The 20630-nt window shown below is 48.6% G+C and carries 17 protein-coding genes; 12 read left to right on the top strand and 5 right to left on the bottom strand.

Going from position 1 to position 20630, the window contains the following annotated elements; genetic code table 11:
• The first annotated feature begins 59 nt into the window (after positions 1-59).
• The 7 genes from hrpB (at position 60) to OHJ21_RS12655 (ending at position 8445) form a co-directional block, all read left to right on the top strand.
• Positions 60-2570 (top strand): ATP-dependent helicase HrpB, encoded by a 2511-nt coding sequence (gene hrpB / locus OHJ21_RS12685; protein ID WP_486020203.1) that lies wholly within the window; start codon positions 60-62, stop codon positions 2568-2570.
• Positions 2571-2648: 78 nt separating this feature from the next.
• Positions 2649-3200 carry a general stress protein gene (locus OHJ21_RS12680; RefSeq protein ID WP_486020202.1) on the top strand — a complete coding sequence of 184 codons (552 nt, stop codon included), beginning with the start codon at positions 2649-2651 and terminating at the stop codon, positions 3198-3200.
• Positions 3201-3430: 230 nt separating this feature from the next.
• Positions 3431-4627, top strand: coding sequence for an acyltransferase (locus tag OHJ21_RS12675; protein WP_486020201.1), 1197 nt, complete (start codon positions 3431-3433; stop codon positions 4625-4627).
• A gap of 301 nt (positions 4628-4928) precedes the next feature.
• On the top strand, positions 4929-5288 hold the full coding sequence (locus OHJ21_RS12670) for a replication termination protein (protein WP_071220214.1): 360 nt from the start codon (positions 4929-4931) through the stop codon (positions 5286-5288).
• A 42-nt stretch (positions 5289-5330) separates the two neighbouring features.
• Positions 5331-6335 carry a Gfo/Idh/MocA family protein gene (locus OHJ21_RS12665; protein WP_100537966.1) on the top strand — a complete coding sequence of 335 codons (1005 nt, stop codon included), beginning with the start codon at positions 5331-5333 and terminating at the stop codon, positions 6333-6335.
• Positions 6336-6531: 196 nt separating this feature from the next.
• Positions 6532-7803 (top strand): MFS transporter, encoded by a 1272-nt coding sequence (locus tag OHJ21_RS12660; RefSeq protein ID WP_326113048.1) that lies wholly within the window; start codon positions 6532-6534, stop codon positions 7801-7803.
• 81 nt (positions 7804-7884) lie between these two features.
• Positions 7885-8445 carry a winged helix-turn-helix domain-containing protein gene (locus OHJ21_RS12655; protein WP_100537964.1) on the top strand — a complete coding sequence of 187 codons (561 nt, stop codon included), beginning with the start codon at positions 7885-7887 and terminating at the stop codon, positions 8443-8445.
• Positions 8446-8511: 66 nt separating this feature from the next.
• On the opposite strand, the gene OHJ21_RS12650 is transcribed toward OHJ21_RS12655, so the two are convergent.
• Complete coding sequence (locus OHJ21_RS12650) at positions 8512-9075, bottom strand: TraR/DksA C4-type zinc finger protein (protein WP_486020200.1); 564 nt, start codon at positions 9073-9075, stop codon at positions 8512-8514.
• Positions 9076-9312: 237 nt separating this feature from the next.
• On the opposite strand from OHJ21_RS12650, the gene OHJ21_RS12645 reads away from it, so the two are divergent.
• The gene (locus OHJ21_RS12645) at positions 9313-9690 is read left to right on the top strand and encodes a DivIVA domain-containing protein (RefSeq protein ID WP_009590687.1); all 378 of its coding nucleotides are present in this window, start codon (positions 9313-9315) and stop codon (positions 9688-9690) included.
• 67 nt (positions 9691-9757) lie between these two features.
• Here OHJ21_RS12645 and OHJ21_RS12640 read toward each other — a convergent pair whose 3' ends face one another.
• Complete coding sequence (locus OHJ21_RS12640) at positions 9758-10324, bottom strand: cupin domain-containing protein (RefSeq protein ID WP_486020199.1); 567 nt, start codon at positions 10322-10324, stop codon at positions 9758-9760.
• A 250-nt stretch (positions 10325-10574) separates the two neighbouring features.
• On the opposite strand from OHJ21_RS12640, the gene OHJ21_RS12635 reads away from it, so the two are divergent.
• The 4 genes from OHJ21_RS12635 to nagE all read left to right on the top strand — a co-directional run bounded on the left by OHJ21_RS12635 (position 10575) and on the right by nagE (position 16756).
• Positions 10575-13259: a CHASE3 domain-containing protein gene (locus OHJ21_RS12635; protein WP_100537962.1), complete on the top strand. Its 2685-nt coding sequence runs from the start codon at positions 10575-10577 to the stop codon at positions 13257-13259.
• 275 nt (positions 13260-13534) lie between these two features.
• Positions 13535-14422: a BglG family transcription antiterminator gene (locus tag OHJ21_RS12630; RefSeq protein ID WP_100537961.1), complete on the top strand. Its 888-nt coding sequence runs from the start codon at positions 13535-13537 to the stop codon at positions 14420-14422.
• A gap of 1 nt (position 14423) precedes the next feature.
• On the top strand, positions 14424-14921 hold the full coding sequence (locus OHJ21_RS12625; RefSeq protein ID WP_486020198.1) for a PTS sugar transporter subunit IIA: 498 nt from the start codon (positions 14424-14426) through the stop codon (positions 14919-14921).
• A 359-nt stretch (positions 14922-15280) separates the two neighbouring features.
• Complete coding sequence (gene nagE / locus OHJ21_RS12620) at positions 15281-16756, top strand: N-acetylglucosamine-specific PTS transporter subunit IIBC (protein WP_326113054.1); 1476 nt, start codon at positions 15281-15283, stop codon at positions 16754-16756.
• A 90-nt stretch (positions 16757-16846) separates the two neighbouring features.
• On the opposite strand, the gene OHJ21_RS12615 is transcribed toward nagE, so the two are convergent.
• The 3 genes from OHJ21_RS12615 to OHJ21_RS12605 are packed head-to-tail and all read right to left on the bottom strand — an operon-like array spanning position 16847 to position 20507.
• On the bottom strand, positions 16847-17986 hold the full coding sequence (locus OHJ21_RS12615; protein WP_100537958.1) for a Ger(x)C family spore germination protein: 1140 nt from the start codon (positions 17984-17986) through the stop codon (positions 16847-16849).
• On the bottom strand, positions 17983-19395 hold the full coding sequence (locus OHJ21_RS12610) for a spore germination protein (RefSeq protein ID WP_100537957.1): 1413 nt from the start codon (positions 19393-19395) through the stop codon (positions 17983-17985). Before OHJ21_RS12610 ends, OHJ21_RS12615 begins: the two co-directional genes overlap by 4 nt.
• Positions 19392-20507, bottom strand: coding sequence for a GerAB/ArcD/ProY family transporter (locus OHJ21_RS12605; protein WP_100537956.1), 1116 nt, complete (start codon positions 20505-20507; stop codon positions 19392-19394). Before OHJ21_RS12605 ends, OHJ21_RS12610 begins: the two co-directional genes overlap by 4 nt.
• Positions 20508-20630 lie beyond the last annotated feature (123 nt).

Below are 20630 nucleotides of genomic sequence, written 5' to 3'. Positions count from 1 at the left end.
GTTGTTTTATATAATTAAGGGATTATATTGATATTTGATAGGATAACGGAGATGTATCCATGACTGAATTACCGATTCACCGCATACTTCCACAATTGAAAATGGCTTTATCTACTGGAACCCATGCGGTTTTGATTGCTGAACCGGGTGCTGGGAAGACGACCCAGGTGCCCTTAGCATTTTTGAATGAAAGCTGGCTGGAAGGCAAGCGGATCATCATGCTGGAGCCCAGAAGAATTGCAGCGCGCTCGGCCGCGAGTTATATGGCATCCTCTTTGGGAGAGGCAGTTGGTGAGACGATCGGTTATCGCGTCCGAATGGACAGCAAGATCGGTCAGAACACTCGGATCGAAGTCGTGACGGAAGGGATCCTGACGCGCATGCTGCAGGATGATCCGGAATTGACCGGCATCGGTATGATTATATTCGACGAATTCCATGAACGAAATTTACAGGCCGATACCGGCCTGGCTTTTGCGATGGAATCCCAGTCGGTGCTGCGGGAAGACTTAAGGCTGCTCGTCATGTCCGCTACCCTTGAGGCTGAGCCAGTCGCGAGGCTTCTTGGCGATGCACCGGTCATCGTTAGCGAAGGGCGTGCTTTTCCAGTATCTACTCACTATGTACGCTCATTCTCTCTCGACGAGTTGCATAAAGGTGCAGCGAATGCCATCTTGCGGGCACTCTCCGAACAACAAGGCGATATCCTTGTATTTTTACCGGGCGCCCGTGAAATCAGGAAAACCGCTAACGAATTAGTAAGAACGGGTTTAAGCCAAGATGTCGTCATTCGGGAGTTATACAGCGCGCTTCCAGCGGAGAAGCAGGATGAAGCAATCAGACGCGATTCGAACGGGAGGCGTAAAATTGTACTCTCTACTAGCATTTCCGAGAGCAGTATTACGATCGAGGGAATCAAGACCGTTGTTGACAGCGGTTATATGCGCACGGAGGTGTTCTCGCCGAGAACGGGACTGCCGCAATTGATTACGAGACGGTTATCCCGGGCATCCGCGGATCAGAGAAGGGGAAGGGCCGGGCGCGTATCGGCTGGTGTATGTTATCGCTTATGGAGTGAGGAAGAGCATCGCCATCTGCCGGAAAGCACCATTCCGGCGATCCGTGAATCCGACCTGACGCCGCTGGCCTTGGAATTGGCGGTATGGGGGACGCGTGATCCGGAGCAGCTTGCCTGGCTGGATGCGCCGCCGCGACCAGCTCTTACGCAAGGACAAGCTTTGTTGAGGCAGCTGTCGGCTCTGGATGATTCGGGAAGTATCACCCAGCATGGCCGTGAGATGGCGCTGCTTGGGCTCCATCCGAGGCTGGCTCATATGCTGATAAGGGCACAGGAAATAGGTGAGGCGTCACTGGCCATCCGAATCGCTGTACTGCTTCAGGAGCGTGATATCATGAGCAGAGGTGAGGCCATACGGGATCAGGATTTGCGATCGCGTGTGGAGCGTCTACTGTTGTTTGAGCGCCAAGGTCAGCGATCGGCTGAGCAAGACATGACAAGTGAAGCCGTGCTCCAGCGGATGAAACAAGAGATCAGGAAACTGCATACACAGCTAAATGTCGCATATACGATAAGCGGGAACCTGAATTTCTGCGGCCTATTACTGTCGTTTGCCTACCCGGAACGGATTGCGAAGAACAGGGGAGGAAGCGGGTTTCTGATGCGCAGCGGCAGAGGTGTGAAATTGGTGTCGGTTCAGCCTATGAGCCGTGCCCAGTATATTGTGGTCGCTGCCGTTGATGATCAAGGCGCAGACGGGAATATTCAGCTTGCATCTGAAATGGATGAATTATGGCTTGATAAGTATTATTATGACGAGATGGAACAGCGTAAAGAGGTCGTATGGGATTCTGCTTCCGGCAGCATCAGGGCGAGGCAGAAGCTGATGCTTGGAGCCCTCGTTATCAAGGAACAAGCCTATTCGAATCCAACTGGGGAGGAAATAGCGCTAGCCCTGCTGCAAGGAATCAGGCAGGAGGGCCTTGGATTGTTGCAGTGGAGCAAGCCAGCACTGCAGCTGAGAGAGCGGCTGGCCTTTATGTTCCGGCATGATCCCGAGGGAAATTGGCCTGATGTTTCGGACGAGGGCCTGCTGAATCAAGCGGAGGAGTGGCTGCTCCCTTATTTGGAAGGGCTGCGGAATCGAAATGATATAAGACGTCTTGCTCCGGGAACGCTCTTGGAGCATATGCTTAGCTGGGAGCAAAAGCAGCAGCTTCAGAAGGAAGCGCCGACTCATATCAGGGTGCCGAGCGGGTCCTTGATCCCAGTTAACTACAGTGACCCTGAACAACCGTTCCTGGCTGTCCGCCTGCAGGAGATGTTCGGACTCCAGGATACGCCGCGGATTGCGGAGGGTCGGGTTGCGTTGACCTTGCATTTATTGTCACCCGCCCAAAGGCCCGTTCAGGTGACCTCGGATCTATCCAGTTTCTGGCGCAGCGGCTATTTCGAGGTGAAAAAAGACTTAAAGGGGAGATACCCTAAACATTATTGGCCTGATGATCCCATGGAGGCGACTGCAACCCATCGGACCCGGCCCAAGGCTTAACACAGCAGTGTCACGTTTAATTTCCCCCTCCGTCGGGTAATGTTAAATATAAACGACCACCGATAAGGAGGGTTTATCATGGAGAAGAAAATTGTTGGAGTATTCCGTTCGGAACAGGAAGCGGCTCAAGCCATCGAGCAGCTTCAACGGCATGGGATTCCGAACGATGCCATTTCCATTATAGCGAAGGATCAACGCGAAGCAGATATGATTGCCGAGCAGACGGGGACGATGGCACCTGAAGGGGTAGCTGCAGGTGCAGCAACAGGCGGCATACTCGGAGGTACGGCAGGTTTGCTGGCAGGACTCGGGGCTCTGGCTATTCCCGGCATCGGCCCGATTCTTGCCGCAGGACCTATAGCAGCGACGCTTACCGGCGCAGCAGTCGGTGCGGGAGCCGGCGGGTTGGTCGGTGGTTTTATCGGCCTTGGCATTCCGGAAGACGAGGCGAAAGAGTACGAGTCTCATATCGAGCAAGGACGGATTCTGGTATTGGTTGATGCTGATCAAGAAAATACAGGCATCTACGATATATTCCGCGATTATGATTACAGAAACGAGGGCCGTGCCGGAGCGGTAGATCTGGATCGGGACGACACGCTTCCGCCGCGAGGGACAACGCTGCTGTAAGGAAACATTAACCGGTTCCGAATGGAGCCGGTTTTTATATAGTTATCAACAACGTTCTGTCTTCTGTTAAGGTACTTTGATCGATGTGTTTCTTAAGATACATAACCATATAGATCAACCTTCGTTTTGCTTATAACATTAGGATCAGTAAATAATTGGATTACCCGATCAAGGGCAGTCTCCCTTACAATGAGGGGTGTTCACACGAAGTCAGACGAAGGGGGAGCAGTATGCCCAAAGAAAGAATACCGGAAATCGAGCGCCTGCGGGGAATTGCTTTTCTAGCCGTGGTCTTACAGCACTCCATTGCGCATTATTCTGTCGCGCCGGGAATGACGACAGGTGATGGTTTGATGATGGCAGTTCTTCTGATGGCGACGAAATTTGCTGTGCCCGTCTTTATTTTTATTACCGGCATGGTGCTGTTCTATAACGATAAAGGTCAGCTGCATTACGGAAGGTTCATCAAGAGGCGTTTTGGTGACATCTACGTTCCGTTTGCGGTTTGGACCTTGATTACTTTATTGATCAATCATAGGTTCAATCCTGCTGTCATTGAGGACTGGAAGTATCTTGGAGAAGTATGGCTAACCGGGAAATCGAGCTCGCATTTTTGGTACATCATTATGCTGTTTCAATTCTATCTGCTGTACCCGCTGTTCCGCTCTGCTATACTAGGAATCAAAGAAAGATGGGGCTGGAAGACGCAGCTTAAGATATTGGTCTTATCCGGACTATTGTACGTGGGTTTGACAGGAATGATTAGCGATATTGGCCAATGGATGGGGAGCTTGAATATCCCGGTATGGAGTGAGCTGTTCACAACCTACGCAGATCGGAACGCACTTTATTATTTCTTCTATTTTGCACTGGGGGCGGCAGCCGGTTTATACCATGATTCTTGGAAAAAATGGATTCAAAAGGCACGGCCGGCTATATGGCTCATCTTCGCATTTTTGTTCGGATGGATGCTCATGCAGGCCGTTAATGAACTTCGTTCCACTGCGAATGGCACAATCACGTTCTATTCCTTATCACTGCTTCGCCCGATGATGGCACTTTTCCTGATTAGCTCTATATTGGTCATGTACGATGTGGCCGGCTGGATATGCCGTCATGCCGGGGCGGGAGCGAATGCGCTTCTTGCCTCCATTGGGCTCTATTCGTATGGTGCCTACCTGATGCATCTTTTGACACTGCGTATAAGCTATGCAATCGATGAATCTTTGCTGATCAGCATGCACCCTCTGGTTCGGATACTCTCTTCATGGATCATCAGCGTGGGCTTGGCTTACGGTGCCACACGCTTGCTCGCCAAGCTGCCGTTCGGGAAGTGGCTTATCGGAATCGCTGGAACAAGAAAAAATGGCGGTCTTCGCCCATACGGCAAATCACACCCCACAACCGGTACATCCTCTGGGATGTGAATTAAACCCACCCTTGAGGGTGGGTTTTTTGTGATACCAACCCTTCGATCCACGCCAACAACCCAAAAAGCAACAGATGAAAAATCATATACTATATAAATTCAACATATGAAAAATTCACAACAACAAAAACATAGACGCCATCGCATCACTTTTATTCACCCAACACCCGACAACGTTTCAAGCTACGCCTTCTTGGTTTAAAAAGAGGGGGATGCTTCCTATTGTGCAAACTGGGAAACTGTGGGTTATAATTAGGTATATTATGGGACAAGTAGCTCGTGAAGGAGGAGGCGTCCAGATGGCATTTATGATCGCCCAGCGTGCTTTTATCAAAGTATATCTCATTACCATGGTGGAGCAGCAGCGCGGATATGGATATCAGATGCTGGAAGAACTGCGGCAAGAATTCAAGAGCCATGGGTATTCACCGCCGCAAAGCGAAATTTACCGGGCGCTGCATGAATTGGTGCAGGAGGGTGTACTATACCGTACCAAGCAGCTGAAAGGGAATGATCCGCGGGTCGATTTTCAAGAAATCGTTCTTTATCATTTTACCGATGACGGTGCCGAGAAAGCTAAACTCTACAAAAAACAGGTCAAAACAGATTTGGATCGATGTTTGGGGATCCTTCATAAAGCGGTAAACGATAATTTTTAAAAAACCATCGGAATGGAATGCAGCCAAAGGAGGAATGACCTCGTGAGCAAGAAACTGCGCTTTGGAATTATGAGTACTGCTCGGATTGCAAGAAATTCAATGATACCAGGCATATTGAAATCGGAACGCTGTGAAGTCGGGGCGGTCGCTAGCCGCAATGCAGAAAAAGCTAGTGAGCTTGCCGAGCGATATCATATCGGGAAATACTATGGATCCTATGACGAGCTTCTGGAGGACCCCGACATCGATGCGGTATATATTCCATTGCCGAATCACCTGCATAAGCCTTGGACCATCAAAGCGGCACAGGCCGGCAAGCATATCCTATGCGAAAAACCGGCAGCCCTGACCGAAGCGGATGTCCGTGAAATGGCTGAGGCTGCTAAAGCACACAACGTGCTGTTTGCCGAAGCCTTTATGTACCGATATCATCCGAAACACGCACGTGTACGCGAAATCATCGAAAGCGGCGAAATCGGTCAGCTTCGCGGAATTCACGGATCGTTCACCTTCAACAATGCGGAGGATAAAAGCAATGTTCGTTACAGCAAGGATATGGGCGGAGGCTCAATCTATGACGTGGGATGCTATCCCATCTCGGCGGCGCGAATGATTTATGGGCAGGAGCCCAAGGCTGTAACGGCCCATGCTTTTTTTTCTGAGGAGCATGACGGAGTGGACATGATGGTCCACGGAATGGTGGAATTTGAAGATGGACTGGGGCTTACCTTTGAGTGCGGGATGTGGACATATTCCCGATGCTCTTTAGAGATTGCGGGAACCGATGGCAGGATTGAGCTACCTTCAGCCTTTGGATGGGAGAGGATGGAGGACATGGCCCAGATCTGCGTTCATACGGCTAAGGGATCCCGTGAGGAGAAGGTAGGGATATACAACCACTTTGCACTGCAAGCGGATGCTATGGCAGCAGCCGTGATGGACGGCACGCCGCTGCCATATGGTCCGGAAGATGCCATCAGCAATGTCAGAGCCATTGAAGCGTGCCTTCAAGCAGCCAGATCCTCATCGCGAGTGGTCATTAAATAAAGAAGCAATACGGTCAAAATATCCGTTAGACCCAATAAATCGCCAACATGGCGGTTTATTTTTTTTTACCTATTGCATTCTTCTTCGAAATCATTAAAATAAACTTAACGATAAAATAATTTTAACGTAAATATTATTTTAATGAGTTGAAAAAGTTTAATGTTGTTATCCATTTAACGAAGAGGAGTAGGAAACCATGCAAAATGCCGCTGTTTTAGAAAAGCAAGGATTTGGTCAGCTCTTGAAAATCCGCCCCTACCTGATTTATTTATCTGCCCAGGCCATTACCCGATTCGGGGATTCCCTGGATTCCATCGCTTACAGCTGGATGGTCTATATGCTCACAGGTTCAGAACTATTAATGGGTACATTGTTCGCCTTTAATTTTTTGCCTGGGTTACTTTTTAGTTTGTTTACCGGGGCCTATGTAGACCGCTGGCCGAAGAAACTAGTGCTTGCCTTAACCTATCTTAGCCGCGGTATTGTGGTTTCGATAACAGCTTTTCTGTACGCTGTGGGTTCCCTTGAAGTCTGGCATTTGTTCCTGTTCACGTTTCTAAATTCAACCCTGGAATGCTTCTCCAGACCCGCCGAGACCTCCATCGTCCCCCGGTTGCTGCCCAAGGACAAACTGCTTGCAGGCAATTCTTTCTCAACTTCCGTAAGTCGGAGCGCAGAATTAATCGGTTTATCCATCGCCGGGGCCCTTATCGCTCTGATCGGAATTTCGGGAACGATCCTGATGGATGCCGTAACGTTTCTCATTGCCGCCACGATTATCGCTTTTATGCCGAATCCAGAGGCAGCCGAACAGGCTGAGGCCAAGGATGCCTCCACACAGACAGAGATGACTAAAACGGTGCTGGGCGACATTAAAGAGGCTCTGCTATTTGTGAAGCAGCATACGCTGCTCCTCATAACAACGATGCTCGCCATGATCAATAATTTCTGTTTGGCTCCCCTGAATGTACTGCAGCCGGTCTATGTCAAGGAGACCTTGGGTGCCGGAGCCGGAGGTTTGAGCGTATTAGGAACGGCCCTCCTGATCGGCATGATTTGCAGCGGGCTATGGATTGGACGTTACGGCAAGAGCTTCAAAAAAAGCACCTTGATCATGTCAGGCTCGATCATGCTCGGGATCGGATATTTTGCATTAGGGATTCCGGGGCATCTGCCGGCATGGCGCGTGGAGTCTGCAGCGGTCTGCATGTTTGTTGCCGGATTTGCCGTCTCTTTGCTTAGTGCCCCTATCTCGACGTATCTGATGGAGGTAACGCCGAGGCACATGCTGGGCAGAATTGGCGCCCTTATGTCGGTAGTATGCACGGCTGCCATTCCTGTCGGGAGCTTGATAACGGGACTTGTGGCGGAGCATCAATCCCCTCCTTTGCTCTTCTCGATCATGGGAATTATCATGATGTTACCCGTGATATTCCTCATTCGGAAGAAGAGTTTCCGTGCCATTTAAATCCTTCGCGTTTTGTAATTTCGGCATTGTCGGCCTATAATGGAAAGAAGCGAAAAATAACATGAAGCTGAGGTGTACGGTGTGGAAACGAAGGAACTGACTACACTGGAAGAGATCAAAATATATTCAGATCCATATCGGCTCCAGATTTTGAATGTATTGAATAAGATGGACCGTCCGGCAACGGTAAAGGAAGTCGCGGACAAGATCGGGGATGTGCCTGCTAAAGTTCATTATCATATGAAAAAGCTGGAGCGAATCGGACTGGTCAAGATCGTATCCACGAAGGAGATCAACGGTATCATTGCTAAATATTATGAGCCTTTTGTCGGGACGGTAAAGATCAAACGCGGGGCAGATTCCGACGAGCCGGTCATCAAGGAATTAATTCGATCTGAAACGAACAAATTATTATCCGAGCTGTTTGACCAGAATAGAGACCGTTTCTTCAAAAATATGAGTCAAGATGGCGAAACAACGTCCATGTTAACCAATACCACCTTGTATATGAGCGAAGATGAAGCGCGTGAGTTTTTTGTTGAGCTGGATAAAATGCTGACCCCTTATAAAAAGAAACGCGGGGAAGGTTACGATGAATATGAGTTTTTTGCTTCCAATGTTCGGACTCATAGAGAATCTTGATCACGCAAAGAAAGCTGGTACCTCAAGGTCAGGTACCAGCTTTCCCGTCTATTTTGCAAAATCAATTCATACATTCTTCTTATAATCGTCTTGTCCGGGTTTAATGGACATGCCGGGCGAAGTCGACGTACCGTAATCCTCAACGGCGTCCCACGCGCCAGCGTCATCAAATTTACCGTCGGCCGCCTGGCGGTTGACGCCAGCTCCAGAAGGGGGCGGGGTCATGACATCCTCTTCAACCGGCCGGTTGTCGTTGATATCTTTCCGAGGCGTATGATCGAGACAATAGGCCGTATAAGGCAAAGCTTCCAGCCGCTCGTACGGAATTTCTAGGCCGCACTCGGCACAGGTTCCGTATTCGCCCTGGTCCATTCGCTGCAAGGCAGACACGATCTGCTCCAATTCATGATCAAGCGTTTCCTGAATGGCCAGGTCCCGTCCGCGTTCGAAAACCTCGGTCCCTACGTCTGCGGGATGGTTATCTGCTGCGCTTAGTTCTCCCGTGGAGTCCCGAAGGGAATGGTCCCTGTTGGTTTCTTCGCGGGACTTCAATTGTTCTTCCAATCGTTCTTTATCACTGAGCAACCGTCGTTTAAGTTCACTGTATTGTTGTTTCGTCATCGTCGTCATATAAAAGTCGCTCCTCTCTTTCGCTAAGTACAAAATAAAGCTTCTTATGTAAAATCAATACCCGAAATCGATTGGTAACAATCACATGAATCATGGGAACGGCAGCCTATCGTTTTTGGAACATTCTCCAAAAAAGCCCCGGAGTGTTTTAATCCCGGTGCTTAATATGATATAAACAAAGATAGAGAGAGAAGGCTAAAAAAGTAGGGCTGCACCAATATTTGGAGGTAAATCATTATGGATGAACACATGAAACGCCGATTGGATAAACAGAAAAAGCTATTTCGGCAACTAGGCATTCAACTGGACGCTTTGTCTATCCATGAAAAGAATTTTTCGAATAAACTGCGGGGTTACGATCAGGAGGAAGTGGATTCCTTTCTGGATGAAGTGATTCAGGATTATGAGCGGTTTTATGCCACCATCTCCGATCTTATGGATAAATGGCAGGAGCAGCAAATCACGATTCGCGATCTTAGAGCTGGCGTTAAGCCGGAAGCAGAACGCCCGGCACTGAATCCGGAAGAGATTGAAGAGACGGTGGCGAAGCTGGAAGCTGACTTGCGTTTGCTTAAGAAGCAGATCCGTCCTGAACAAAGATTTTATATTGATTGATGTTATACGTTGCGAGCGAAATCATTACATAAGAAGCGTCCCTATAACAATAACCACACATGGCCGATCACCGGCTGCGTGTGGTTTTGTTGTTTGGGTGCCCGGTCATGAGTAAGGGTGGCGCCGGCATAGGCTCGTCCGAAGCGTCACTCTCCATCTTTTTGTGTAGCGGGACAGGTGCGATAAGCGCCTTCGAATGAGGTTTCGCGATCGTGCTATTACATTGCAGCGCTTCTGGACCCGTGAGGGTATAAGCCCAGACCGGGGCAATGTCCATTTGGTGTGGACGCTCGGTGTTATAGATCAATAGTAAGATCGTTCCAGGGGTTAACGCTGTTATCCAGTGACACCAATCGATCGGGGCGTGTATCACCTGACCGGGTACTAACTGATACACGAGATTCTGATGAGTATGCGGATCAACCAGGAAATAGCTGATTTCTCCGTGAATGACATAACACAATTCGTCCGTGTCCGGGTGGCTATGGGGAGAGAGGCCCTTGCCGCGTTCAAGGTGAATTTCTGACATCATCATGCCTTGAAGAAGGGGCAGCTCCAGTGACGACACATTCGCAACTCCGAGGCCCGCTATACGCTCAGCCTGTTTCCTGGGATGATAAACATGCCTCGTCAATGCAGTATCTCCGCAAGCGCTTTAAAGGTCATCATATGAGTGACTCCTCCTTTTTTAAGAATGAGATCTATAATGTTGTCCAAGCTTGATCCTCTATAATATATGCCCAAACGTGTATAAATCTGACTGCCTACGACTAAAGAATCATTGATGTCATCCAAACTGGTTTTGCTTGTAAACCATTTTCATAACAATTACTATGAGGATAGGAGCAGACTTAGACTGATAGATGACAAGGGAGGTTAGCCATTTGTCTAACAACCTGAAATTCAACATCCGCAGCAAGATTGTAGTCGGATATTTAATGATATTATTATGTCTTGGAGCTTTTCTCTGGATTGTATCAGACCGCATCTCTTCACTGCAGCAAGAGGCGGATTTTATAGAGAAGCATGATATCGAAGTACATAATCTTACGCACGAAATCGAGAAGAATTTACTTGAAATGGAAACTGGCCAAAGGGGTTATGTCATTACGGGGGATGATACCTATCTGGAGCCGTTCAACCAAGCGCTGTCGTCTTGGCAGATTAACTATAACAAGCTGTACAAGCTTGTTAGCGATAATTCGGAGCAAGCCAATCATCTGGAAAATATCAAGGAGAATATCAAGGAGTGGATCACCAACGCCGGTCAGCCTGCGGTCCAATTGAAGCAGCTCGGACAGGATGAGGAGGCTCTTCATTTCTTTATTAACGATCCCGGCCAGCAAGCCATGAACTCCATTCATGAGCTGTTCCTTTCGTTTAGAAGCAAGGAACGTGAACTGACAACCAGCAGGATCGAAGAGATGAAGGATAGCAATACCCATTTATTGTATACGATGTATCTCCTGTGGGCTGGAGCAGCGCTGATTACCATATGTGGGGCTTTGGTGATATCGAAGAGCATCGTAAGGCCGATCACTCAGGTAACTCATATCATCTCCGATATTGTCAAAGGCGGTAACCTCTCCCAACGGATTCATGTGCGATCCAATGATGAGGTCCGCCAGTTGGCGGACACAACCAACGAGCTTCTTGAACAAGTCGGCAGACAGAACTGGGCTAAGGATCATATTTCGGTTATGTCAACGCTCCTTCAATCGTCTGATCGCGTGGAGACAGCCGTACAGTTTTTCATTCATAAGCTGGCATTGATCATGAAGCTGCCGTACGGTGCTGTTTTTATTAACCGGGGGGGATCGGAACTGGTAAAGGCAGCTGCTTTTGCCGATCCGGATGGCGAGCCTTGGAACAAGGTCAGAGATCGCTTTTTGCCTGGTGAAGGTTTGGTGGGACAGTGCATGCTGGAACAGCGGATAATTATTCTGGACGATATCCCACCTAACTATGTGCGGATTGAATCAGGGCTGGGTGATGCTGAGCCTACCACGCTGCTGCTGGCGCCCGTTATGTTTGAAGGACAAGTGCTTGGTGTGATTGAATTAGCCAAGTTCAAGCCCTTCGATGAACTGGAAATTCAGCTGATCGAACAACTGAATTTCCAGCTTGGGGTAACCTTGAACTCGATTCAAAGCAAAATGGAAATCCAGCAATTGTATCATGAATCCCAAACGCTGAATGAGGAGCTTCAGAGTCAGACCGAAGAACTGCAGGCACAGACCGAGGAGCTGCAAACCCATTCCGCAGAAATGCATATGCTGAACGAACGATTAGGGGCCCAGAAGGAGGCCGCATTAATTGCAGCCGGCGAATTGGAAAAATATGCGAAAGAGCTGGAGAAGAGTTCGAAATATAAGTCTCAATTTCTGGCCAATATGTCCCATGAACTGCGGACACCGCTGAACAGCATGTTAATTCTTTCCCAGATTTTAGCTGAGAACAAGCAGGGGAACCTGACAGAGGAAGAGCAGCATTACGCTTCCGTCATTCATAATTCAGGCAGTGAATTGCTGAATTTAATCAATGATATTCTGGATCTGTCCAAGGTCGAGGCCGGAAAGATGCAGATCGAAATGGACTTGGTGAATTTGACGGAGCTCCCAGAACTGATGGAAGGATACTTCTCCAAAAGCGCGGAATCCAAAAATCTGGAATTTGAAATTGAGATGGCCGACGATTTACCTGACATGATGTACAGCGACGGGATGCGGCTTCATCAAATTCTGCGTAATTTGCTCTCGAATGCGATTAAGTTCACGGAGAGCGGCAGCGTTAAATTACGGGTGAAGAAGATGAATTCGATTGTAACCTCGGATTTTGCGATCAGTGGCGACGTTATTGCTTTTTCCGTTGAGGATACCGGCATCGGGATTGCCGCAGAACATCTTCAACCGATCTTCGAAGCGTTCCAGCAAGGCGAAGAGACCACGGCCAGAAGATTCGGGGGAACGGGCCTCGGCTTATCCATATCGCTGCATTTAGCGAAGCTGCTGGGCGGGTATATTACCGTGGAGAGCGAGGAAGGAATCGGGAGTACCTTTGTTTTATATTTACCGCTCATTACGGAAAATGGCACCAGCGAAAGTCTGTTTTTGCTGCCTGAAGTAGCTGCCACTTCGAGCAGTGCCAGTTGGAGTGATCTCCGAATGGAGGCGTTCGACATGGAAGTACCTAGCCGTCTGGAGTACAAAACCGTATTGATTGTTGATGATGATATTCGGAACGTGTACGGTTTGACCAATGTGCTGGAGAAACTCCAGATGACCGTGCATACTGCCCAGAACGGGTTCGAATGCTTGGAGATGTTATACAAACATCAAACCATTGATGCGGTGCTGCTGGATATGGTCATGCCGGAAATGGACGGAGTCGAAACGATGAAGCGGATTCGCGAGAACCCGGAATGGGCGGAACTTCCCATTATCGTGATGAGCTCCAACACGATGAGGGATACGGATCAGTTTCTTGCAGACGGCGCGAATGGATATCTTCACAAACCCATTCATATCCAAGAAGTGATCCATACGCTTCAACAATGGATCGGGATTTAAGGAAATCGACCGAATATTATTCCTGTGGCGTAGCTTAAGATGATGTCGTGATGTCGTATGTTGACGAATGCAAGACAATTGTTTTATGATGGATTCATAGCAGCAACATAAAGCGGCGTGTTACCTTAACAGGGCATGAGCCAAGAAGAGACAGCTTTCACATGGGGTCTTTTCTTGGTTTTTTTAATGTTTTGGGGAATAAGTATAGCAGCATTTCTTTGGACATGAATCCTTCGCCGTTTCACTGATTAAACTTAAAGGAAAGGGGGAAGTTTATGAGCGGGATCGAGTTGTTTACAGTCGTACGTGTTATTGGTAACAATGTCGTGATGGTCACCGGCGGTAAGAAAGAATCGGAATACGTCATCTTAGGCAAAGGCATTGGCTTCGGCGCCAAAGCAGGCGGAACGATCGCTTCGGATGATAAGCGGATTGAGAAGCTCTTCAGGCTGGAGGATCGGGAGCAGTGGAGTCAAGCTCACCATCTGCTGGAAGAATTTGATCCACAGGTGATGGAGATCACGGATCAGATACTCAATATCATTGGACAGGAATTTCCGGGCACATTAAATGACAAGGTGTACCTGGCACTTCCAAGCCATATCCAGTTTACGATATACAGAATCCGTAAAGGCATGGATATTATTAATCCTTTCCTTGAAGAAACCCGGATCAGCTTCCCAAAAGAATATGATATCGCAGCCAAGGCAGCGGAATTGATCGGCCAGACCTTCGATATCGAAGTTCCGGAGGATGAGATCGGCTTTTTGACCTATCATGTGTATTCTGCTGTCAGCCATGTGCCCGTAGGCCATCTGGTGAAGGCATCGAATGTGGTGGGAAGCCTGGTAAGGTATATTGAAGAGGAACGGCAGGTTGCTTTTGACCGGGGAAGCATGGATTATGTCCGTCTTCTGATGCATTTGAGGTTCTCGGTAGACCGTATGTTGAATCAAGAAATCCATGTGGATAATCCGTTCGCGGACCAGATCCGCTCCAAGTTCACAAATGAGTATGGTCTGGCTACACGCCTCGCAGGCATGATGGAGAAAGAACTCGGCAAGAAAGTACCTGAAGCGGAGGTTTGCTTTCTAGCGATGCATCTATATCGGCTCTTCACAGGCCGGCTACAGCAAAAGAATCAACCCAGGGAGGAATCTTAATATGTTTGATCGTTGGAAAAAGAAAAAAACAGCTACTGCCATTCAACTTATCGCACCATTGTCGGGTAAAGCGGTGCCTTTATCACAAGTGCCCGATGAGGCTTTTGCTGCTGGTCATATGGGCCAAGGCATTGCCATCGAGCCTTCCGAGGGCAAATTAATTGCGCCTTTTGACGGGACGGTTGCGCATGTCATCAAATCCAAGCATGCCGTGATGCTGGAGGATCCGGCGACCGGTTTGCAGTATTTATTCCACATCGGGATTAATACAGTCGGTTTGAAAGGTGAAGGTTTCACAAGCCATGTTCAAGCAGGCGATCAGGTGAAGTCGGGTCAGACGCTCATCGAATTCGACATGGCTGCAATCCAAGCCGCAGGTTACCCGACGATTACCCCGATTATTGTGACCAATGCGGATGAGGTGGCTTCCAAGGTTGACGGTCAGACCGGCAGTGTCGTGTCCGGCCAGGATCCTGTCATGACCATTGAATTGAAGTAGTTCAATTCCATAGGCGATTGATTGAAATATTGGTTATTGACAAAACAGGAAGACGTGAATTAAGATAACAACATCAAAAGAATACGTTTTAAGGCGTGTTACCATAAACATGGGCATGAGCCAAGAAGAAACGGACTATAACTTTTATAGTCACCGTGCTTCTTGGCTTTTTTTGTTGGTATAGAATCATTCATGGCATCCATGCCGCCTTAAAATGGTGAATACATGTACTACCAAGGAGGAGGATTTTCTGAGTCTTTTTGTTCCTTGATGGAAGGGAATAAATGGTTATTCATTCGACGCATTATGTAAACGGTTTCAGTAAAAGCTAAATTATTGAAGTTGAAAGGATGATTGACATGCTGGCTAAATTGCAAAAGCTGGGTAAGTCCCTTATGCTGCCGGTGGCCACCTTGCCTGCGGCGGGAATCTTGCAGGGGCTTGGATTGATCGACTATCAAAAGGATATACCTTTGGGAGCTCTCGGAGCTTTTCTGAATCAATATGTAACTCCGTTCATGACTTCCGGCGCCCTTGCCATTCTGGATAATTTGCCGATTATCTTTGCGATCGGCGTCGCGATCGGATTCGCCGGGGACGCCGTTGCGGGTCTATCCGCCCTTATTGGGTACATGGTGCTTACAAGAGTTCTGGAGCAAGTGCCGCTGCAAATGCCGTTTATACCGGATGATGTGAAGCTGAATATGGGCGTTCTTGGCGGGTTCTTTGTCGGTCTGTGGTCCGCCTACCTGTATAACAAATTCCACAACATTAAAATGCCGGATTGGTTGGGCTTCTTCGCGGGTAAACGCTTTGTTCCAATTATCACGGCAGCCTCCACGATGGTGCTCGCGGTGCTGATCGGCATGATTTGGAGCCCAGTCCAGGATGGCATTTCCGCCTTCGGCAACTGGGTTGTCGGCCTTGGAGGCATCGGATCGTTCATTTTCGGTACGGCCAACCGCTTGCTGATCCCTCTGGGTCTGCATCACGTATTAAACTCCATCGCATGGTTCCAGATCGGCGATTACACGAATGCCGCGGGCGAAGTCGTTCACGGCGACCTGTGGCGTTTCTTTGCGGGAGACCCGACGGCTGGTATGTTCATGTCCGGTTTCTTCCCGATCATGATGTTTGCGATGCCGGCTGCGGCGCTAGCGTTTATGCATACCGCCAAGCCGTCCAAACGCAAGCTTGTCGGCTCCATCTTTATCGGTTCGGCAGTGGCATCGTTCCTGACGGGGATCACGGAACCACTTGAATTCGCGTTCATGTTCATTGCTCCGGTATTGTATGTGGTGCATGCGATTTTGACAGGCCTTTCCGGATTGATCATGTATGTCCTTGATGTGCATTTGGGCTTCTCGTTCTCGGCAGGCCTGATCGACTACCTGGTGAATCTGAAGCTGTCTACCAATGCTTGGCTGCTCTTGCCGGTAGGCTTGGCTTTCGGTGTCGTTTACTATCTGCTGTTCAGAATCCTGATCGTCAAGCTGAACTTGAAAACGCCTGGACGCGAGGATGACGACGACTTGGATCCGGTTTCTGACGATGCTGATACAGCAGCGCCGTCCCCATCTGGCGCAGTATCCAATGAGTCCAAGGCGGCCAAGGTTCTGCAAAACATCGGCGGTGCGGATAATATTACCAGCATCGATGCTTGTATCACACGCCTGCGCCTCGTGGTTAAGGACGAGAAGGCTGTTAAGGATTCGGAGTTAAAGAAATTAGGCGCATCCGGTGTCATGCGTCTGGGTCAAGGCGCGGTTCAGGTCGTATTCGGACCGCAGGCTGAATCCATTAAGGACGACATCAAGGAAATTATGAAGAAATAAATGAACAACCAAAAGAAGCAGGCCGATAAAGGTCTGCTTCTTTTGGTTGTTATCACATTTCGGGGAACAGCAGCTAGTCCAGGAAGCCCCTTATCGGTTCAGGCTTTTGCGTTGTCCCCAGTATCGGATATTGACATCGATGTCAAACTCGAGCGACGTTTCGTCGTAGATATCCTTTTTCTCTTTCTCTAATTTCTTCCAGAGCTTCGGATCGATCCGGTACAATTGGAGACATAGCTCGTAGGGATCCGCGTGGATCAATGCTGCTTTATGGAAGGTATTATACAATTCTTTTCGCAGAGTATCTTCCGTTAGGCGCTTCATCTCCTTAATTCCCACCTTTTTGTACATATTCTGTACCGTCCCGATGATATTCAGCTTGATCCGATACGACGCATCATTTGGTTTACGGATAACTTCAATCGAGGATTGGGGCTTCTCCAGCCGTATGCTCCCGACGGCTTCGTCGTTGCCCCGAACAATGATGGCAGCGTGGGATTGAGGCGATGCTAACCAGCGGATGCCCAGCAGATCGGATCGTTTGAGCCAACCCATCAATTCCTTGTTCTTGATAAGAAAGCCGCCGTTCACTTCTAAAATCGGATGCTGCTTCAAATTTTCCGACCAATTTTGAGCCGAAATATGAAGGGAGGGCAATACGACGGTAGCGGCTTTTTCCCGGTAGAGACGAATAAAGTTCACGAATTGAATCGGACGTATAAACGAGAACTGGATATAGCTTTCTCTGGGTTCATGAAGCAGCGAATGCAGGGGTGAGAGCTGGAAGAACGGCGACACCGTAAAGAGATCCTCCATTTTATCCTGGGTGCCATAAATCCATTTCGTGTAACGGATTTCCTGCGAACGGTTGGTCAAATCGAACACTTGGGACAACTGCTTAGGTTTTAATACCGATTCCGAAAGGACCAAGGCCGTGACATGGCCCCAAGAGATCCGCTGCTGACTCGATGTATATAAATCGATCAGGGCTTCAGTCAAAGTGGTGCCGGTTCCTCGGCCGACCCAAATCGGCGCTTTCTCCGTTGGCTTGCTGCTTTCTTGTTTGGCAATCGTTGCGAAGTCCAGCATCTGCACATAGATAATATACTTGTCGTCCTTATAATCGACGCCCATAGCCGTAATATAGTTGATATCCTGAACTTCTTTGTTGTCCCAGCAGCCTGAGAGCAGCAAAGATACTATACATACGAGAATCCATGCCCGTTTCATAGCGCGCCGCCTTTTTTTCGTTTCCCCGGGACTCGCATGAGATTGCCCAAGATTTTGGATTTAGAGAAGGGGGAGAAGGGGGCAAGGTATGGCTGTCCGAAAGGGTTATGGTGGGCTGCATACTGAACGATGATGAAGACCGATATGAAGAAGCCGAATAACCCGAACAGGGAGGACAGGGTAAGGACAAAAAAGCGAAGAATCGTCTGAGAGACAACAAAATCCTGATTGGAGTGAGTGGAGCCCGCAACAAAGGCAAGTGCAGCGACTACCGTCATCGTCGGCGAGAAAAAGCCGCCCCGAATCGCAGCGTCACCGATGATGATACCCGAAACAACCGTAATGGTGGATGCAATGGGTGAGGGCATTTGCATGCCAGCTTCCCGCAGCAAGGTGAGCAGGAACAGAATGACCAGCATTTCGATTCCGGTCGGTATGGGCATTCCTAGCCGGGTGTTGGCAATGGTTGCGAGCAAGGGAAAAGGAATTTGATCCTGATGAAACGACATCAAAGTAATATAAAATCCTGGGAGCAGAACGGAGAGCAAGAATCCAACCAGCCTTAAAATTCTCCAAGGCATGACGAAATAAAACGGCATTTGGGGATCTTCCGCGGCAAACACCAGCTGCATGAAGCTGGCAGGCGCAATCAATATCACGGGACTTCCCTGCATAATAATGATTAAACGTCCGCGCGTTAAAGAATCGTATGCTAAATCCGTTCTGCCCGTATAATCGAACATCGGGAGGACCGTGAAGCGATAAGGCGATAAATGTTCTGCAAGCTCGCCGATGCCCACGGGAGGGTCCCCAGTGAAATGATTTAGTTTATCCACGACCTCCTTGACGGTCTCCGGTATCACCTTGTCCTTTAAATACATGATGCCGACGGAGGTTTTGCTCTTGTCGCCCAGCTTAAAGGAGGAGTAGACAAGCTCGGGAGATTTCAACCGTTTCCGTATAAGCGATACATTGATATCCAATTCCTCGACAAATCCGTCGCGAGGTCCTTTGACAGAGGTTACGGAGGCACTCTCTTCCGGTGCACGTGTAATACTTTTACTAGCGCTGTAAGAATACAGCTTGTTCTCCTTAGGAAAATACAACGCAACATAGCCAGAGTAAACAATATCATCGAACGATTCCATGTTGGACTCCGAAGAGTCCAGGGTAAGATGATAATCCAGAAGATTTGGATCGAACGGCTGCTTCTGGGGAACGGATAAATTCCATTCTTTGCTGATAACAGGCAGCAGAATCTTGGACATCATCTGCGGATCGCACATCATCGGATTGTAAACCATGATCGCCCATGGCAGCGTATCGCCTTCCGCACCCGGATAAGACGTGATATAGATGTCATCGGAATCGGCATAACGCTCTCGGAGTTGTTGTTCTGTTATGGTCATTGTTGAGATTCTCCTTTCGCTGAAGTCTGTTGTTGTTGTTGTTGTTGTTGTTGTGGCTTGCGGATCAAGAAGAACAAGAGCAGACTTAAGACGGTGATATAGACAGCGGATGCGGGCAAGAAGTAGTCGGCCATGGCATAGTACATTTTCAAATTGCTGATCGGTGAGGCACACAGAATGATCAGCAGCGTGGAGACGGCTAATACGCCAACACTTTGCCTGGACTTGGGAAGAACGGTTTCGCAGAGCAAAAAAATCGAAATCGAAATCGAGACATAAGCTCCGCTAAGCCATTGGAAAATCGATAAAAAATCGACATGCTCCACGAATTTTCCTAACTTTACGAGACGCCACTGTTCATAGGCAGGATAACGCTGAAGCTTCATTTCTTCGGGTCCAAATTCGGCAATGCCGCCGATCGTGGGTCCAAACGTGAGGAATACGAGAACAAGATGGATGAGCAGGATGGTAAGGAAACCGGGCTTTTTCTGCAGGTGAGGCCGCAGAAACAAGATCAAGATAAATTGGGACAGCCCCCCCAACATGGTCGGGATTCCGCTCAGCACCGGCATAAAGCCGCCCTCAAGTACAGGGAGCAAGTAACTGTAATTTTTCACTTTCAGGTTGGACAAGGATACGAATATGCCTAGCATTACAACGAAAGGAAGCAAGATTCCGGCTGAAACGCCGATGGTCTTTATGCCGTGATTTACGCTGACAAGACATAACACCACGAGTAACAACGCGGTAGCAATAACGGGAGTTTGGATCATATAGGTCGACTTTGTCCAATCGATAACTTCCTTTAAGGTATAAAAGGCAAAGGTGAAAAAATACAGACCGGACATACTCATCGCCAGTATTCGAGCGCCTCTGCCGCTGCTTTCGTCCAACGCTTGCGTGATAGAACGATTGCCGACCTTTTGAATGATCCGGTAAATAAGCAGAATCCAGGGCATGAATAATACGGCTGACACGATAATGGTGATCCAGGCATCCCGTCCGGATTTCTCCAGAAGCACAGGTATGATCATGACATGATTGGTCAAGCCGGCCGTAAGCATCATAATCATAAACGCCTGATTTGTTGGAATACCGCGAGCTCCTGACATCTGTGATCCCCCAATTCAGCTTTCTTTCGTTTAGGTTTCTCGGGGAACAACCAAAATATGCGAGAGCACCCAGCCACAGGCTGGATATGTGCTTAATTCCATGGCTTCTCTTTGCCATAAGGC

The organism is Virgibacillus sp. LDC1 (genome assembly GCF_025792345.1).
In the GTDB taxonomy this organism is placed as follows: domain Bacteria; phylum Bacillota; class Bacilli; order Paenibacillales; family Paenibacillaceae; genus Paenibacillus_AQ; species Paenibacillus_AQ lautus.
Note: the sequence above shows the minus strand (reverse complement) of the source record. Positions and strands in the feature narration are given on the sequence as shown.

Coding starts and splice junctions, on each gene's coding strand:
- hrpB (WP_486020203.1), top strand. CDS start 60: ATGACTGAATTACCGATTCACCGCATACTTCCACAATTGAAAATGGCT.
- OHJ21_RS12680 (WP_486020202.1), top strand. CDS start 2,649: ATGGAGAAGAAAATTGTTGGAGTATTCCGTTCGGAACAGGAAGCGGCT.
- OHJ21_RS12675 (WP_486020201.1), top strand. CDS start 3,431: ATGCCCAAAGAAAGAATACCGGAAATCGAGCGCCTGCGGGGAATTGCT.
- OHJ21_RS12670 (WP_071220214.1), top strand. CDS start 4,929: ATGGCATTTATGATCGCCCAGCGTGCTTTTATCAAAGTATATCTCATT.
- OHJ21_RS12660 (WP_326113048.1), top strand. CDS start 6,532: ATGCAAAATGCCGCTGTTTTAGAAAAGCAAGGATTTGGTCAGCTCTTG.
- OHJ21_RS12650 (WP_486020200.1), bottom strand. CDS start 9,075: ATGACGACGATGACGAAACAACAATACAGTGAACTTAAACGACGGTTG.
- OHJ21_RS12645 (WP_009590687.1), top strand. CDS start 9,313: ATGGATGAACACATGAAACGCCGATTGGATAAACAGAAAAAGCTATTT.
- OHJ21_RS12630 (WP_100537961.1), top strand. CDS start 13,535: ATGAGCGGGATCGAGTTGTTTACAGTCGTACGTGTTATTGGTAACAAT.
- OHJ21_RS12625 (WP_486020198.1), top strand. CDS start 14,424: ATGTTTGATCGTTGGAAAAAGAAAAAAACAGCTACTGCCATTCAACTT.
- nagE (WP_326113054.1), top strand. CDS start 15,281: ATGCTGGCTAAATTGCAAAAGCTGGGTAAGTCCCTTATGCTGCCGGTG.
- OHJ21_RS12615 (WP_100537958.1), bottom strand. CDS start 17,986: ATGAAACGGGCATGGATTCTCGTATGTATAGTATCTTTGCTGCTCTCA.
- OHJ21_RS12610 (WP_100537957.1), bottom strand. CDS start 19,395: ATGACCATAACAGAACAACAACTCCGAGAGCGTTATGCCGATTCCGAT.
- OHJ21_RS12605 (WP_100537956.1), bottom strand. CDS start 20,507: ATGTCAGGAGCTCGCGGTATTCCAACAAATCAGGCGTTTATGATTATG.